Below are 16096 nucleotides of genomic sequence, written 5' to 3'. Positions count from 1 at the left end.
TCAACACAGCGCGCCACCATCCCCCAGGCATGACCGTGGAACAGCGCCATCGCGCCGACCAGCAGCATCGCTGCGCGCTTACCATGATCGAGAGGCCGGTGCCCAGTTCGATCCCGGAGTGCGGACACCGCCCAGAGTGCCCGTACGCCAAGCTGGACCGGGAACAAGCCCTGTCCCGTCGCGCCGTCCCTATTTCCCCTCCAGCCGCTGGCTGAAATAGACCATCTGCATCGCCTGCAACCGCGCGCCCTGTTCAATATCCGCGTCGCCCGAATGGCCCCCGGCCGTATCCTCGTAGAAATGATAGGGGATGCCATAGTCCTTCAGCCGCGCCGCAAATTTTCGGGCATGTTGCGGCCCCACGCGATCATCCTTGGTCGTGGTCCAGATATAGGGCGTGGGATAATTCACGCCCTTGCGGATATTGGCATAGGGCGAAATCTTTTCCAGAAACGCCTTTTCCGCCGGCACCGACACGCTGCCATATTCATCGACCCACGAAGCGCCAGCCGCAATCTGTTCATAGCGGATCATGTCCAGCAAGGGCACCTGAATGACCACGCCGTTCCACAGGTCGGGATGCTGGTTGAACTCCACCCCCATCAACAGCCCGCCATTGGACCCGCCATAGATGCCGAACTTCTTGGGGGACGACAGTTTGCGCGCGAAAATATCCTGCGCCACTGCCGCGAAATCATCATAGATGATCTGGCGCCTGGTCTTCAGCCCCGCCTCATGCCAGGCCGGGCCGAATTCGCCGCCGCCGCGAATATTGGCCAGCACGAAGCTGTTGCCCCGTTCCAGCCACAGCTTGCCGGTGATCGCGGCATAGCTGGGCGTCATCGGCACCTCGAACCCGCCATAAGCGGTCATGATCGTCGGCGTGCTGCCGTCGGGCGTCATCCCCTTTTTGTGGACGATGAAATAGGGGATTTTCGTCCCGTCGGTGGACGTCGCCTCGAACTGTTCGACCACCAGCCCCGCCGCATCGAAGCGCGCGGGCATCGCCTTGACCTGCACCGGCCTGGGATCGGCCGCATCCATCGCCCACAGCGTCGTCGGCGCCAGGAATCCCGCCACCGCCAGATAGGCCTTGTCGTCCTTGTCGCTCGCGCTTGCGATGGAAATGGTCGCATTGTCGGGCAGCGTCACCGGCTTGCTTGCCCAGCCCGTGGCGGTCGGGGTCAATATCTGCACCCGCCCGCGCACATTGTCGTTGATCGACAGGATCACATGCCCCTTGGTTGCCGCCACGCCATCGATCGACTGGCGCGCATTGGGCGCAAACAGGATTTGCGGCTTGAGTTCAGCACCCGATTGCAGCGCGGCCAGCGGCACCGCGGCCAGCGATCCGCTCGGCGCCGCTTTTCCATTCCTCGCTGGTCTGGATCAGCACCTGCCCTTCGACCATGCCCTGCAACTGGCTCTTGGTCGGCAGCGACAGCTTCTTCACCGCGCCGTCCGTCACCAGATAGGTCTCGTTGCCGAAGAAGGTGACGCCGCGATAGAGGAAGGCCGCCCGGTTGCCCGACCCGTCCGACAATATCATCGGGAAGGTGCCGACCTGATCGCTCGGCTCCCCGCGATAGACCTCCTTCGCGGCCGACAGCGGCTCGCCCCGCTGCAATATCTTCACGACGAAGGGATAGCCCGACTTGGTCATCGTGCCCCCATGCTGATCGGCGCCCCAGTCGCGCGCGATCAGGATGCTGTCCTTGTCCAGCCAGCCCTCATTCTGCTTCGACTTGGGGATGTCGAACCCGCCCTTGACGAACTGCCCCGTCTCCAGGTCGAACTCGCGCAGCGTCACCGCATCCTCGCCGCCGTCGGACAAGTTGAGCAGCGCCAGCCTTTCCTCGGGATCGAGGATATTGGCGCCCTTCCACACCCATTTCTTGCCTTCCGCCTTCGACAGCGCATCCAGATCCAGCACCGTCGTCCAGTGCGGCGCGTCGGTCGCATAGTCGGCCGGCGAGGTATAGCGCCAGATGCCCTGCGGATGGTCGGCATCGCGCCAGAAATTATAGACGCGGCCGTGGATCAGCACCGGCATGGCGATCCGGTCCTTGGCCGATGCGATGGCCAGCGCGTCCTTATAATAGCCCGCATAGCGCGGATCATTCTGGAAGGCGGCCAGCGTCGCCTTATTCTCCGCCTCCACCCACTGCATCGCGCGCGGGCCGGTCCAGTCCTCCAGCCACACGAACGGATCGTCAGCAGGAGCCGGGGCCGAAGGGGGCGCGCCTGCGCCGGTCAGAAGGGCAGCGGAAACCAAGCTCATCATCCTTTTCATCATGTCCGTTCACGCCCCTGCATCATTATCATCCGCTCCCGCCGGTATCGCCGCCGCAGCAGCGCCCCGGCCACCAGCAGGGGTAGCGCCGCGAAGCAGGCGACCAGCCCCAGCCAGACCGGCGACCAGCCCATCAGGCTGTGCAGGCCAAAGGCGGAAGGCGCGATCAGCAGCAGCGCGCCGATCGCCAGCAGCCACAATCCCCAGCGGCGCGGCCGCACCGCCACCATGCGCATCTCATGCCGCAAGGCCTTGCGCCCGGCTCTGGTCGATGGATCGATCCCCTGCGTCATCAGGAGCAAAGCTAGGGCGCGCCCCGCCCCGCCGCAACCCCGCAACACCCGGTTTCGGGTCGGGGGCTTTTCCTTCGCTCCCACATCGGCTAAGCAGGGTGCACCCCGGGGGACCGTCCGCAGACGGTTGAGAGGTGGCTATGTGGCCACGACCCGTTGAACCTGATCCGGTTGACACCGGCGGAGGGAGGGACGCGCGTCGTGACACAGTTTCCGTGACACCATCCGCACTCTCTTTCCGCCCGAAGGAGAGAGAAGAGCATGGCAGACGTCCCCGCCCGCACCGAGATGCCCGAAGCCGAAGGCTTCATCGGCCGGCAGGCCGCAATGAACGTCACAACTGGCCCCATTCGTGGCTCGAAGAAGATCCATGTCGGCCCGCGCCGCGTGGCGATGCGCGAAATTCATCTGGAGCCGGGCAGCGGCGAACCGCCGGTCCGCGTCTATGACACGTCCGGCCCCTATACCGACCCCGATGCACAGATCGACATCATGGCCGGCCTGCATCAGTTGCGCCGCGACTGGATCGTCGAGCGCGGCGATGTGGAGGACTATGACGCGCGCGCGATCAAGCCGGAGGATAATGGCCTCAAGGGGCCGGACCGTTCGGGCGGCGTGCAGCCCTTCCCCAATGTGGTGAAGCGCCCGCTGCGCGCCAAGGCCGGTCAGAACGTCTCCCAGATGCACTATGCCCGCCGCGCCATCATCACCCCGGAAATGGAATATGTCGCTGAGCGCGAAAATCTCGGCCGCGCGCGTCTGAAGGACTATGTCCGTGACGGCGAAAGCTGGGGCGCGTCGATCCCCGACTATGTGACGCCCGAATTCGTCCGCGACGAAGTCGCCCGTGGCCGCGCCATCATCCCGTCCAACATCAACCATCCGGAATCCGAGCCGATGGCGATCGGCCGCAATTTCCTGGTGAAGATCAACGCCAATATCGGCAATTCGGCCGTCGCCTCCGACGTCGCCGCCGAAGTCGACAAGCTGGTCTGGTCGATCCGCTGGGGCGCCGACACGGTGATGGACCTCTCCACCGGTCGCAACATCCACGACACGCGCGAATGGATCATCCGCAACTCGCCGGTCCCGATCGGCACCGTCCCCATCTATCAGGCGCTCGAAAAGGTCGGCGGCATCGCCGAGGATCTGACGTGGGAGGTGTTCCGCGACACGCTGATCGAGCAGGCCGAACAGGGCGTCGACTATTTCACCATCCATGCGGGCGTGCGCCTTGCCTATATCCCGATGGCGGCGAAGCGCGTCACCGGCATCGTCTCGCGCGGCGGCTCGATCATGGCGAAATGGTGCCTCGCCCATCATCGCGAAAGCTTCCTCTACGAGCATTTCGACGAAATCACGGAGATCATGAAGGCCTATGACATCGCCTACAGCCTCGGCGACGGCCTGCGCCCCGGCTCCATCGCCGACGCCAATGACGAAGCGCAATTCTCCGAACTCTACACGCTGGGCGAACTGACCCACCGCGCCTGGAAACAGGATGTGCAGGTGATGATCGAAGGGCCGGGCCATGTGCCCATGCACAAGATCAAGGAGAATATGGAAAAGCAGCTGCAAGTCTGCGGCGAAGCCCCCTTCTACACGCTCGGGCCGCTCACCACCGATATCGCGCCGGGATACGACCATATCACCAGCGGCATCGGCGCGGCACAGATCGGCTGGTACGGCACGGCGATGCTCTGCTACGTCACGCCCAAGGAGCATCTGGGCCTGCCCGACCGTGATGACGTGAAGGTCGGCGTGGTGACGTATAAACTCGCCGCCCACGCCGCTGACCTTGCCAAGGGGCATCCGGCAGCCCAGGTCCGCGACGACGCGCTGAGCCGCGCCCGCTTCGAATTCCGCTGGCGCGACCAGTTCAACCTGTCGCTCGACCCCGACACGGCCGAGAAATATCACGACCAGACCCTGCCCGCCGAAGGCGCCAAGAGCGCCCATTTCTGCTCCATGTGCGGCCCCAAATTCTGCTCGATGAAGATCACGCAGGAAGTCAGGGATTTCGCCGCAAAGAAGAACCAGCCCGCCGACGGCTTCCTCGAAGCCGGCCTGACCGGCGCGGAAGTGGCGCAGGCCAGCAAGGCAGCCGCCTTGAAAGGCATGGAAGAAATGAGCAGGCTCTTCAAGGAAACCGGCAGCGAGCTGTATATGGGCGCTGGCGGCAGGGAGCATGATTGAATCAAATCCGGGGCAGATGAAGATCCTGCCCTGGATTTCATCAGTTAGGCGTACTGGATCAGCGTCCAAGTCGTAGCCGCGCCGTTGTACGGCGGCATCCGATTGCCTTTGGCGATTGGCGCCGTGGTTACTCCGTTTGCAGGCTTCCAAATGCCGGATTCCGGGCAGGCTTCGCCGGTGCGAGCAGTTGTTCCAATAGGTTTCGCCATAGAGTTTTCCTTCATATTGAGGTCGATGCTCAGTCGTGAGCATTGACCTCTGGAATGAAGGCATTATAATCCTGCCTCGCGTAAGCACGCACAAGGTAGGCAAATGCCTCCGAACAGGGGCCGAACGGTGGTACGTTCGGCCCCTGTTTTGTTTACCATTTGTGCTCATTTAGGCAAGAAAAAATATTTTAAGCAAAATCAGTACTTTATCATAAAATACGTCGCTACGTTGTTACACAACGCGATAAAATAAGCTATAGGTCGTACATCGCGTTTGTGAAACAACGTGTTGCTGTTGGACCGCGATCTCTGACGAGCGTGACTGATCTTTCCGGATCAGTCACGCTCAAATCGACCATGTTCAATAATGATACCGGCAACTCAGCACTTCCAGCGCCTGCGTCTCATTTGATCCGCTGACCCGATAGACCAGTCGATGCTCGCTGGTGATGCGCCTTGACCACCAACCTGCCAGATTCTGCCGCAGCGGTTCCGGCTTTCCCGTGCCGCGAAACGGATCGCGGCGGCATTCGCCGATCAGGGCGTTGATCCGCGCCAGCATCTTGGGATCATCTGCCGCCCACGCGACATAATCCTGCCACGCCTGCGATCCGAAGACGATCTTCACGGCGCGATCAGTTCATGCCCCTCGCCCAGCCCGGCATCCAGCTGCCGGATGCCCTCCAGCAAGTGCCTGGCATTGGTGGGTGACGACAGCAGGTGCAGCGTCTCCTGCATGCCCTCCCATTCGCTTTCCGAAATCATCACCACCCCCTCGCCCTTGGGCCGCACGATCTGGATCGGCGCCTTGTCGGCGACGACACGGTCGAGCACGGCCTTGAGATTGGCGCGGGTTTCGGAAACGCTGAGGGTCTGCATGCGATTCTTGTACAGAAATTCGTACAAATTTGCAAAGCGATTGAGCGCTGCCCAGCAGCATGTTATAACCCTCGTATGAACATGCCCCTCAAAATCACGAAGATCGGCAACAGTGCCGGGGTGATCCTGCCCAAGGAATTGCTGGCGCATCTTCAGGCTGCCGCCGGTGACAGCCTCTCGGTCGTCCTCACCCCGCGCGGGATCGAACTCTCCGCAGCAGAGCCTGATTTCGACGCGCAGATGGCCGCCGCGCGGGAGGTGATGGCGCGGCGCAAGCGGGCGCTGCGCGAACTGGCCAAATAATATGGCCGGGCCGGACTGGGTCTGGGTCACGCCGGCCGTGGCGGAGGCGGTCCATGCCGAACAGATTGCCGAACATGGCGGCGGGGGCGATGCTTTGCGCGATCGCGGCCTGTTCGAAAGCGCGATGGCACGCCCGCAGCAACTGGCTCATTATGGCGATCCGGATGCCGCCGCACTGGCCGCCGCCTATGCCTATGGCCTTGCGCGCAATCATCCTTTTGTCGACGGCAACAAGCGGATCGCGGCGGTGGTCAGCGAAACCTTACTGCTGCTCAACGGCTATGCCCTGATAGCGAGCGACGCCGAACTGGTCGTCGCCTTCCTCGAACTGGCGGCGGGCACCTTGTCCGAAGACGACCTCGCCGACTGGTTCCGCATCCACCTGACCGGCGTCTGAGAGACCGTTTGAAAAATGCGCGAAAGAGCGCATTTTTGTAGCCGCACCGGCCTTCAAACGAGGCACGTGACTCGTTTGAACGCCGGTGCGGATGCGCCAAAGGCGCATTCCCAGACAGACTCTGACCGCTTTTCCTATTTCCCTTCCAAAATAGGATTTCGCCTGATCTATCCTGCTGGATGGAACAGCAAGCACCCCCTTCCGCTCCCGCGCGCTGGACGCCTGTCCGGCAGCGCCTCTTTCTCACCACCCTGTTCGAATGCGGCAGCGTCGTGCAGGCGGCCCGCACGGCGGGCATGTCGGCGTCCAGCGCGCATCGGTTGCGCCGTCGGCTGGCGGGCACGCCCTTCGACCATGACTGGAGCCGCGCGCTGGAGCTGCACGCCCATGCGCTTGCCGATCCGATTGCCGGTCATTGTCGTCCGCCTGCCCCGGCGCGGCGCTGACGCGGCCATGGGGTGGCGCAGGGGCATCGCAGAGGCGTTACAGCCGCGATATCGTTGCGTCGCAGGCGCGTCACCGGCGCGTGGCGGATCGGCCCGGTGGCGCGCAACAGGCGCAAATATGGTGCGTAACAGGCGCGTCATGGACGCAAAGGCGGCGCAATTGCCCCAAAAAAGCCGACGACAGTGTGAACTTCGGCCTGTCCTATTTTACGGCCTCAGCCTTCCAGCTTCACCAGCGTCCGCCTTTTCTTCCACACCAGCGCCACGCCGATCCGCTGACCCAGACTGCCGTCCCATTCGATCGCCAGCCCCTCCGCCTCCAGCGCGGCGACGATGCGATGGCCGATCGCGATCGCGGCGTCCTCGCCTTCCTCGCACGCGCCATAGCTCAGATACAGGCCATGTCCCTCGACCGCCGCTTCCGTGTCCTGCATGTGGAAAAAGGCATAGCCCTGCGCGATCATGCCATCCTTGCGCGCTTCCTCGACCTCGTCCCAGATTTCGGATGCGCCACAGGTGCCGCAACAGGTGAAATTCTGTCGGGCGATCACCCCTTCCGCCTCCAGCGCGTCGAAGGCGGCGTCCAGCCGGTCGCAATCGGTGATCTCGTCCCAGCCCTGCTCGGCGGCACGATGATGGGCCAGCGCCGCGCGCAACGCGGCCGATGCCTCCACCCGCAACAGCGGCCGGGGCAATTCTTCCTCGAACACGTCGTTCGCGTTGGTCAGGATGGCGTCGTCGTCATAGAAACCACCGGCCACGTCCCGCCGCACCAGATCGCGCAAGGCCTCCACCGGGTCATAGCTTTGCGTCACGGCCTGCTGCGCTGTTATATCTGCCCTGGTTCCGAAAATCCGCTGCCCGAAAATCCGATTCCACAAAGCTGCGAACATGCGTCTGCTTCTCCTGCGATGCCCCTACCATGCCGCGCGATACGGCAAAGGGAAAGGGGGCATCTTCATCCTGCGTCTCAATGTACGGGATATGGGGTCGGCATCGCCGCTTTCCTACAGCCGGTCTTGCCTCCCAGGCGCGAACGCTCCACCCTCGCCCCGTCCAGCCCATAGTCAAAGGATCGCCCATGGCTGCCCCCATTCGTCTGCTGATGCTGATCGCGCCGCTCGCCCTTGCCGCCTGCACGGGCGAAGACAAGAAGGAAGAGGCCCCGCCAGCCGCCAATGCCACCGTGGAAACGCCCGCCCCGGCCAATATCGTGACCCCTGCCCCGGCCGCAGACTTTGCCCGCTATGTCGGCCATTATCCGTTCGACAAGGTGGACGGGCATAGCTGGCATGACGATCCGACCGTTGCGCAGGCGGTGGACACGGCCGTGTCCGACAAGACGGTCCGCAAATGGGTGCGCGACGGGGAAGGCCCCTCCACCCCGATCGCGCTGGTCGATGGCAAGGTCGCGTCCTGGGCCTGCGAAACCCATAATTGCGGCCCGCACCAGTGGATCACGCTGATCGATCCCAAAAGCGGCACGGCGGAAATCTGCTATTATGACGAGGAAGTGGCCGCCGATAAGGTCCGCTGGTTCATCGCCGGCAAGGAGGAGCAGCGCCCCGGCCAATGCCCGCAGGTGGAGGGATGATCCCACGCCCGCCATCCTTGGAATATCGCGCGCCCGCGCCTAGATAGGCGGCAATGCCCCCCGATACAGCCTCCTCCTCGCCGGTCCCGCCGATCTGGGCGACCTTCCGCCGCTTCCTGCCCTATCTCTGGCCGGCGGATGCGCCTGCGCTGCGCCGCCGGGTCGTCGTCGCCATGGCGCTGGTGCTGCTGGCCAAGCTGGTCACGCTCGTCATGCCCTTCGCCTACAAGGCGGCGATCGATCGCATGGCGCCGGGTCTGGAGCCCGCCGCCGGCCTCGCCATGGCGCTGGTCGTCGCCTATGCGGGCGCGCGGTTCGGCGGGGTGCTGTTCGACAATCTGCGCAACGCCGTCTTTGAAAAAGTGGGTCAGGAGGCTGGTCGGCGTCTGGCCGACGACGTCTTCATCCATCTGCACCGCCTGTCGCTGCGCTTCCATCTCGACCGGCGGACCGGCGCCGTGACCAAGATCGTGGAGCGCGGCACCAAGAGCATCGACAACATGCTCTATTTCCTGCTGTTCAACATCGCCCCGACGATCATCGAACTGGTCGCCGTCTGCGCCATCTTCCTGGTGAAGTTCGGCCCCGGCCTCGTCACGGCGACGGTCGTCATGGTGGCGCTCTATATCTGGTTCACCCGCACCGTCACCGAATGGCGCAACCAGCTGCGCCGCGACATGGTCGACATGGACACCAATGCCGTCGCCCATGCCGTCGACAGCCTGCTGAATTTCGAGACGGTTAAATATTTCGGCGCGGAAGCGCGGGAGGCACAGCGCTATGGCGCTGCCATGCGCCGCTATGCGCAGGCGGCGGTGAAGAGCGAAAATGGCCTTGCCTGGCTCAATATCGGCCAGTCGTTGATCACCAATCTGATGATGGCCGGCGCCATGGCCTACAGCGTCTGGGGCTGGAGCCGGGGGATATTCTCGACCGGCGACGTGGTGCTGGTGAATACATTGCTGTCCCAGCTGTTCCGGCCGCTCGACCTGCTCGGCATGGTCTATCGCACCATCCGGCAGGGGCTGATCGACATGGAGGCGATGTATCAGCTGATCGACACCCAGGCCGAAGTCGCCGATGCACCCGGCGCCCCGGCACTGCATGTGTCGGGCGGGGAGGTCCGCTTCGACCATGTCCGTTTCGGCTATGATCCAGAGCGTGAGATTCTCCACGGCGTCAGCTTCACCGTCCCGGCCGGCAGGACGCTGGCGATCGTCGGCCCGTCCGGCGCGGGCAAGTCCACCATCGCCCGCATCCTGTTCCGCTTCTACGACATTCAGGGTGGGCAGGTGACGATCGACGGGCAGGACATAGCCGCCGTGACCCAGGCCTCGCTGCGCGCCGCGATCGGCATCGTGCCGCAGGACATGGTCCTCTTCAACGATACGGTCGGCTATAATATCGGCTATGGCCGCGAAGGCGCGCCGCAGGAGGAAATAGAGGCTGCGGCCAGGGCGGCCTCGATCCATGATTTCATCATGGACCTGCCTCAGGGCTATGCCACCCGCGTCGGCGAGCGCGGCCTGAAGCTGTCGGGCGGCGAAAAACAGCGTGTCGCCATCGCCCGCACCCTGCTGAAGGACCCGCCGCTACTGGTGCTGGACGAAGCGACCAGCGCGCTCGACAGCCGCACCGAAACCGAAATCCAGACCGTGCTGCGCGACATCAGCAGGAAGCGCACGACTTTGGTCGTCGCCCACCGCCTGTCGACCGTGGTCGATGCGGACGAGATCATCGTGCTGGACAAGGGCATGATCGTGGAGCGGGGCCGCCACGCCGACCTGGTCCGCGCCGACGGCCTTTACGCCACCATGTGGGCGCGTCAGGCCGCCGAACGCGAAACCATGCCCGGCGAACCGGGCATAGAGGATATATTCGAAGTGGTGGAGCGCTAGGCGCTCCTTCAATTCTGCGTGGTGACGGTGGTGGTCGTCTGTTCGGCAGAGGCGGTGCGCGGGGCGGTCGTCGTGGTCTTGCGGACGATCTTGCGCTTGGGCGTGGTGCGCGCGGCGCTCGCGGTCTTGACCGTCTCAGTGGTCACCGTGGTCGTTGCCGGGCGGGAAGCCGCCGCTGCGGCGGCATTCCGGGCCGCCTGCGCATCCATGGCGGCCGAGGCAGCGGCCTCTTCGGCGGCGTCGGCACGGGCATTGGCGGCATTGGCTTCAGCCTGTGCATCCACGGTAGCCTGCGCCTGCATCTGGGCATCGACATTGGCCTGCTGCTGATTCTCGCCGATCATCGTGTCGGCAAATTGCTGCGCCTCCACGGCGGACTTGATCGCGGCCTGTTCCTTGCCGCTCTTATAGCTTTCCTGCGCCAGTCGCAGCGAAGCCTGCGCCTTGGCCAGCAGTTCCGGCGCAGCGCCTTCATTGGGCAATCGCTGCGCGGCATTGATCTTGCCCTGCGCCTGCGCGATCGCGGCAAGGGCGCGCTCCTCGTCACCCGCAAATGCCGGGCTGGCAGTCAGGGCAAGAGCCGAAGCGGCTAGCAGGCCGCCCATGCTAGACTTGAAGATGTTCTTCATGTTTCTCTCCATCCTTGTTGATGATGGCGGTAGAAACGGGCATCTTCGTCTGGATGTTCCTTTATCTGGCGTTCAGGAAAGGAGCCGCGACTTCTGCCGGCACCCGCATCAGGCGCCCGCTTTCCTTGTCTATCATGGCCCAGGTGGATTTTGCGGCGACTTTCACCTTGCCGTCCGGCCCGGTAAATTCGATGAACCGGTCGAACCGCGCGCCGCGCGGTCCTTCGGGTATCCATGTGCGCCCGCTGACGACATCGCCCTCGACTACATTGCCGCGATAATCGACCTCATGCCGCGTCACGACCCAGATATAGGCGTCGACATGAGCGGGATCGGCGTCGGTCATCCAATGCTCGACCGACAATTGCTCCATCCATTGCACCCACACCGCATTATTCACATGGCCCAGCACATCGATATGCTGGGCCTGCGCGATGAACTGCTTGGTGAAGCTAGACGCCATCAGCCTTCCACTCCCAGTTGCCACAGGATGAAGGCGAACTCCTCGGCGGTTTCGTGCAGGCTCTCGAACCGCCCCGACTTGCCGCCATGGCCCGCGCCCATATTGGTCTTGAGCAGCAGGATATTGTTGTCGGTCTTGGTCGCGCGCAGCTTAGCCACCCATTTGGCCGGCTCCCAATAGGTCACGCGCGGATCGTTGAGGCCCGCCGTCACCATCAGCGGCGGATAATCCTGCGCGCTGACATGGGTGTAGGGATCATAGCTCTGGATCGTGCGGAACGCGGCCTCATCCTCGATCGGATTGCCCCATTCGGGCCATTCGCCCGGCGTCAGCGGCAACGTCTCGTCCAGCATGGTGTTCAGCACATCGACGAACGGCACATGCGCCACCACCGCGCCCCACAGGTCGGGATCGGAGTTGATCACCGCACCCATCAACTCGCCGCCAGCCGACCCGCCCGAAATGCTGATCCTGCCCTTGCTGCTATAGCCAAGATCGATGAGCCCCTTTGCCACATCGACGAAGTCGGTGAAGGTATTGGTGCGCTTGTCCAGCTTGCCGTCAAGATACCATTGCTGGCCCATATCGTCGCCGCCGCGAATATGGGCGATGGCGAAGGCAAAGCCGCGATCCAGCAGCGACAGCCGACTGGTCGAAAAGCCCGGCTCCATCGCCAGCCCATAGGCGCCATAGCCATAAAGGTGCAGCGGCGCGCTGCCGTCGCGCGGGAAATCCTTGGGATAGACGATCGACACCGGAATTTCGGTGCCGTCCCGCGCCGCGATCATAAGCCGCTCGGCCGCATAACGGCTGGCGTCATAGCCCGAAGGAATTTCCTGGACCTTCAGTACCTCCAGTTCACCCGTTTCCAGATGATAGTCATAGATGGTGTCGGGCGTGACCATCGATTCATAGCCGATGCGCAGTTTCGTCACATCATATTCGGGATTGTCGTCCAGCGATGCGGAGTAACTGGCTTCGGGGAAGGCAATGCGCTTGGGGCTATGCGTGGCGTAATCGCGCAGCTCGATCTGGTCGAGGCCGTCCTGCCGCCCCTCGGTGACGTAAAAGCCTTTGAACAGGGTGAAATCGGTCAGGTAGAAATGCGCGTCGGCCGCGATCACTTCTTCCCACTGGTCGGGAGCGTCCAGCGTCGCCTTCACCAGCCGGAAATTGGGGTGGGCATCGTTGGTCTTGATGTAGAGCGTGCCGTCATGCTCATCGACATCATATTCGCGCCCGGGCTTGCGCGCTGCCACCAGCATAGGCGCGGCGGTCGGATTATCAGCCGGGATCAGCCAGGCTTCGCTGGTGACATGATCGCCGGTCGCGATGACGATCCATTTTTCCGAGGATGTGAGGCCGATCGAGACGCGGAACCCCTCATCATCCTCATGGAACAGCTCGACGTCGCTCGCCACATCCTGGTCCAGCCAGTGCAGCCGCGCATTGTCCGTCCGCCAATTGTCATTGGCCAGGCCATAGAGCAGCCCCTTTGAATCGCTGGTCCACACCAGCGACGACAGCGTATCGGGAATGACTTCGGGCAATATCTCGCCCGAAAACAGATCCTTGATCCGTGCCTCGAACCGTTCCGACCCGTTGGTGTCGATCGCATAGGCCAGATAGCGGCCATCCGGGCTGACCGACATGGCGCCCAGCCGGAAATAGTCATGCCCTTCCGCCAGCGCGGGTTCATCCAGAATCAATTGATCGTCGCCGCCTGCCACGGGCTTGCGATACCATTTTCGATATTGCGCCCCGGTCTCGAAGGCGCGCCAGTAGATATAGTCGCCATCCTTCTGCGGAACCGACTGGTCATCCTCCTTGATGCGCCCCTTCATTTCCTGAAACAGCGTGTCGAGCAGCGGCTTGTGCGGGGCCATAGCGCCCTCGAACCAGCCATTCTCGGCCTCCAGATAGGCCAGCACATCCTTGTCCTTGACGTCGGGATAGCCCGGATCGCGCAGCCATGCATAGGGATCGTCCACCGTGATCCCGTGATGCGTGAAGCTGTGGGGACGACGTTGGGCGACAGGTGGCTGTATTTGATCGGTCATTAACTATCCATGGTCCAGACGGGGGCTGCGCTGGAATAAGCGCGCCGGCCCCTCTATGTTGTCGGCATTATGGCCAACGCAAGAGGCCGGAATGATCCAAGGGAAGTTCGATGTCCAGTTATGAAGATCGCCTAAAGGCCCTGCGTGCCCAGTTGGTACGCCAGAAGCTGGATGGTTTCGTGGTCCCCCTGACCGACGAGCATATGAGCGAATATGTCGGCGCCTATGCCCAGCGGCTCGCCTGGCTGACCGGGTTCCAGGGGTCTGCGGGCAGCGCCGTGGTCCTGCCGGAGGAAGCGGCGATCTTCGTCGACGGCCGCTATACGCTTCAGGTGCGCGAACAGGTGGATGGCGCGCACTGGCAATATGAAAGTGTGCCGCAGACCTCTATCGCGGCCTGGCTGAAGGATCATGCCGGGCAGGGCGCGCGCATCGGCTATGATCCCTGGCTGCACACCCGCGCCTGGGTTCGCCAAGCGACCGAGGCCCTCGCCGAAAAGGGCGCAGAACTGGTCGCGGTCGACACCAATCCGGTCGATGCCGTCTGGCCGGATCGCCCGGCGCCCAGCGATGCCAAGCTGGTGGTCCATGATGATCGCTTCGCCGGTCAGTCTGCCGCCGAGAAGCGCGCTGCCATGGCTGACTGGCTGACGGAGAAGAAGGCCGATGCCGTCGTCCTTTCCGCGCTCGATTCGATCGCCTGGACCTTCAACATTCGCGGCAAGGATGTGGAATGCACCCCGGTCGCGCTCGCCTATGCCATCGTCCATGCCGATGCGACCGCCGACCTCTATGTCGCGCCGGAAAAGATGGACGAGGCCGTGGCCAAGCATCTGGGGAATGCGGTGCGCGTCCATGATCGCGCCGCCTTTGCCGAAGCGCTGGCGGACCTGAACGGCAAAACGGTCGTGGCCGATCCCGAACGGGCGGTCGCCGCGATCTTCAATGGCCTCGACGCCGGCGGCGCGACGATCCTGTCGCTGCGCGATCCTGCCATTCTGCCCAAGGCGATCAAGAACGACACCGAGATCGCCGGCCACAAGGCGGCGCAGGCGCGTGACGGCGCGGCGCTCAGCCGCTTCCTCCACTGGATCGCGGTCGAAGCGCCAAAGGGCAGCCTCACCGAACTTTCCGCTTCCGACCGGCTGGAGGCGTTCCGCAAGGATACCGGCCTGCTTGAAGACCTGTCCTTTGACACGATCAGCGGCGCGGGGCCGAACGGCGCGGTCGTTCATTATCGGGCGGAGGAAAAGACCAACCGCTCGATCGAACTGAACAGCCTCTATCTGGTCGATTCGGGCGGCCAGTATCGCGACGGCACCACCGACGTCACCCGCACCATCGCCATCGGCACTCCGACCGAGGAAATGAAGCGCCGCTTCACGCTGGTCCTAAAGGGGCATATCGCCCTCGCCCGTGCCGTCTTCCCCAAGGGGACGCGCGGTGGTCAACTCGATGCGCTCGCCCGCCAATATCTCTGGGCCGAAGGGCTGGATTATGCCCATGGCACAGGCCACGGCGTTGGCAGCTTCCTGTCGGTGCATGAAGGACCGCAGCGGATCGCGACCTTCGGTGGTGGCGATGAACCGCTCGCGGCCGGCATGATCCTCTCCAATGAGCCGGGCTATTACAAGACCGGCGAATATGGCATCCGCATCGAAAATCTGGTGCTGGTCGAGGAGCGCGCCATAGCCGGCGCGGAAAAGCCGATGCTGGGCTTCGAAACGCTGACCTTCGCGCCGATCGACCGTGCCGTCATCGCCACCGAGATACTAAGCGAGGCGGAACGCGCCTGGCTCGACGCCTATCATGCCGCGGTGCTGGACCTGGTCGGCCCGCAGCTGGAGGGCGACGCACTCGCTTGGCTCAAGGCGGCCTGTGCGCCGCTCTGACGAATCAATCCTGTGATTCGCCGACGGGAGGGGGCGGTGCCGCACCCTCCCGCGCTATGTCATGATTTTGCGCGTCCCGGCTCTGGGCCTTGCGGCGACGCAGATTGTCCCGCAGCGCCTGCGCCAGCCGTGCTTTTTTCTCATCCTGTGTTTCAGCCATGCACAGCGCATAAGCAAAATGCATGATCGGCCGCAACCCGCCTTGACATCGGATCAACGGGCGGCCATAGGCCCGGCCTCCGAAGCGCAAACGGCGCTAAGGTGATGAAAATAGAGTGCTGCCGTAGCTCAGTGGTAGAGCGCATCCTTGGTAAGGCTGAGGTCGTGAGTTCAATCCTCACCGGCAGCACCATTTTCTCCCTAATTTACAATATCTTATGACTCCCTTTCGGGGCCTCCAGTACCGGTGTTTTTCTCACGGAAGCACCACGGAAGCAGGATCGAGCGTATCCTAGGGCTTGTGGGGATTCATCGTGAGTTGATGACGGCTGCGGCGATGTAGATCATGGCTTCGAAGCTCCTGTCTGTTTTGCAAGCACGCATG

The 16096-nt window shown here is 63.1% G+C and carries 15 protein-coding genes, 1 tRNA gene, 1 pseudogene and 1 riboswitch; of the genes and pseudogenes, 8 read left to right on the top strand and 9 right to left on the bottom strand.

The genetic code is table 11. The features are described from left to right. Nucleotides 1-189: 189 nt before the first annotated feature. Both BMX92_RS23915 and BMX92_RS23910 read right to left on the bottom strand, forming a co-directional pair. Nucleotides 190-2293, bottom strand: a pseudogene (locus BMX92_RS23915) (prolyl oligopeptidase family protein). Next, nucleotides 2293-2586, bottom strand: coding sequence for a hypothetical protein (locus tag BMX92_RS23910; RefSeq protein WP_093021309.1), 294 nt, complete (start codon nucleotides 2584-2586; stop codon nucleotides 2293-2295). Before BMX92_RS23910 ends, BMX92_RS23915 begins: the two are co-directional and overlap by 1 nt. 96 nt (nucleotides 2587-2682) lie before the next feature. Next, nucleotides 2683-2792: riboswitch (TPP riboswitch) on the top strand. 55 nt (nucleotides 2793-2847) lie between these two features. On the opposite strand from BMX92_RS23910, the gene thiC reads away from it, so the two are divergent. After that, nucleotides 2848-4782, top strand: coding sequence for a phosphomethylpyrimidine synthase ThiC (gene thiC, locus BMX92_RS23905; RefSeq protein ID WP_371262525.1), 1935 nt, complete (start codon nucleotides 2848-2850; stop codon nucleotides 4780-4782). 570 nt (nucleotides 4783-5352) lie between these two features. Here thiC and BMX92_RS23895 read toward each other — a convergent pair. Together BMX92_RS23895 and BMX92_RS23890 are read right to left on the bottom strand one after the other, a co-directional pair. Further along, nucleotides 5353-5619 carry a Txe/YoeB family addiction module toxin gene (locus BMX92_RS23895; protein WP_093021303.1) on the bottom strand — a complete coding sequence of 89 codons (267 nt, stop codon included), beginning with the start codon at nucleotides 5617-5619 and terminating at the stop codon, nucleotides 5353-5355. Further along, the gene (locus tag BMX92_RS23890; RefSeq protein ID WP_093021300.1) at nucleotides 5616-5870 is read right to left on the bottom strand and encodes a type II toxin-antitoxin system Phd/YefM family antitoxin; all 255 of its coding nucleotides are present in this window, start codon (nucleotides 5868-5870) and stop codon (nucleotides 5616-5618) included. The genes BMX92_RS23895 and BMX92_RS23890 overlap by 4 nt, the downstream gene beginning before the upstream one ends. Nucleotides 5871-5945: 75 nt before the next feature. On the opposite strand from BMX92_RS23890, the gene BMX92_RS23885 reads away from it, so the two are divergent. The 3 genes from BMX92_RS23885 (at nucleotide 5946) to BMX92_RS23875 (ending at nucleotide 7016) form a co-directional block, all read left to right on the top strand. After that, on the top strand, nucleotides 5946-6173 hold the full coding sequence (locus tag BMX92_RS23885; protein WP_093021297.1) for an AbrB/MazE/SpoVT family DNA-binding domain-containing protein: 228 nt from the start codon (nucleotides 5946-5948) through the stop codon (nucleotides 6171-6173). A 1-nt stretch (nucleotide 6174) separates the two neighbouring features. Continuing rightward, complete coding sequence (locus BMX92_RS23880; RefSeq protein WP_093021294.1) at nucleotides 6175-6570, top strand: type II toxin-antitoxin system death-on-curing family toxin; 396 nt, start codon at nucleotides 6175-6177, stop codon at nucleotides 6568-6570. A 179-nt stretch (nucleotides 6571-6749) separates the two neighbouring features. Then, nucleotides 6750-7016 (top strand): LysR family transcriptional regulator, encoded by a 267-nt coding sequence (locus tag BMX92_RS23875; protein WP_093021291.1) that lies wholly within the window; start codon nucleotides 6750-6752, stop codon nucleotides 7014-7016. Between the two features lie 215 nt (nucleotides 7017-7231). Here the strand turns inward: BMX92_RS23875 and BMX92_RS23870 are convergent, their stop codons facing one another. Then, nucleotides 7232-7831, bottom strand: coding sequence for a DUF6891 domain-containing protein (locus BMX92_RS23870; protein ID WP_256213584.1), 600 nt, complete (start codon nucleotides 7829-7831; stop codon nucleotides 7232-7234). A gap of 266 nt (nucleotides 7832-8097) precedes the next feature. On the opposite strand from BMX92_RS23870, the gene BMX92_RS23865 reads away from it, so the two are divergent. Together BMX92_RS23865 and BMX92_RS23860 are read left to right on the top strand one after the other, a co-directional pair. Beyond that, the gene (locus tag BMX92_RS23865) at nucleotides 8098-8610 is read left to right on the top strand and encodes an Ivy family c-type lysozyme inhibitor (protein ID WP_093021285.1); all 513 of its coding nucleotides are present in this window, start codon (nucleotides 8098-8100) and stop codon (nucleotides 8608-8610) included. A 53-nt stretch (nucleotides 8611-8663) separates the two neighbouring features. Then, nucleotides 8664-10508 carry an ABCB family ABC transporter ATP-binding protein/permease gene (locus BMX92_RS23860; RefSeq protein ID WP_093021283.1) on the top strand — a complete coding sequence of 615 codons (1845 nt, stop codon included), beginning with the start codon at nucleotides 8664-8666 and terminating at the stop codon, nucleotides 10506-10508. Nucleotides 10509-10516: 8 nt separating this feature from the next. Here BMX92_RS23860 and BMX92_RS23855 read toward each other — a convergent pair whose 3' ends face one another. The 3 genes from BMX92_RS23855 to BMX92_RS23845 form a co-directional block, all read right to left on the bottom strand. Continuing rightward, entirely contained in the window at nucleotides 10517-11137 is a 621-nt protein-coding gene (locus tag BMX92_RS23855; RefSeq protein WP_177185230.1) for a hypothetical protein, read from the bottom strand. A 61-nt stretch (nucleotides 11138-11198) separates the two neighbouring features. Then, nucleotides 11199-11600 carry an acyl-CoA thioesterase gene (locus BMX92_RS23850; protein ID WP_093021280.1) on the bottom strand — a complete coding sequence of 134 codons (402 nt, stop codon included), beginning with the start codon at nucleotides 11598-11600 and terminating at the stop codon, nucleotides 11199-11201. Beyond that, complete coding sequence (locus tag BMX92_RS23845; protein WP_093021276.1) at nucleotides 11600-13660, bottom strand: S9 family peptidase; 2061 nt, start codon at nucleotides 13658-13660, stop codon at nucleotides 11600-11602. The genes BMX92_RS23850 and BMX92_RS23845 overlap by 1 nt, the downstream gene beginning before the upstream one ends. A 110-nt stretch (nucleotides 13661-13770) precedes the next feature. Here BMX92_RS23845 and BMX92_RS23840 point away from each other — a divergent pair, with 110 nt between their 5' ends. After that, a complete protein-coding gene (locus BMX92_RS23840; RefSeq protein WP_093021273.1) occupies nucleotides 13771-15552 on the top strand; it encodes an aminopeptidase P family protein in 1782 nt (593 codons plus the stop codon). A gap of 4 nt (nucleotides 15553-15556) precedes the next feature. Here the strand turns inward: BMX92_RS23840 and BMX92_RS27565 are convergent, their stop codons facing one another. Continuing rightward, a complete protein-coding gene (locus BMX92_RS27565; protein WP_093021361.1) occupies nucleotides 15557-15736 on the bottom strand; it encodes a hypothetical protein in 180 nt (59 codons plus the stop codon). Between the two features lie 93 nt (nucleotides 15737-15829). On the opposite strand from BMX92_RS27565, the gene BMX92_RS23830 reads away from it, so the two are divergent. After that, nucleotides 15830-15904, top strand: a tRNA-Thr gene (locus BMX92_RS23830). Nucleotides 15905-16096: the final 192 nt, after the last annotated feature.

This window comes from Sphingobium sp. YR768 (genome assembly GCF_900111125.1).
In the GTDB taxonomy this organism is placed as follows: domain Bacteria; phylum Pseudomonadota; class Alphaproteobacteria; order Sphingomonadales; family Sphingomonadaceae; genus Sphingobium.
Note: the sequence above shows the minus strand (reverse complement) of the source record. Positions and strands in the feature narration are given on the sequence as shown.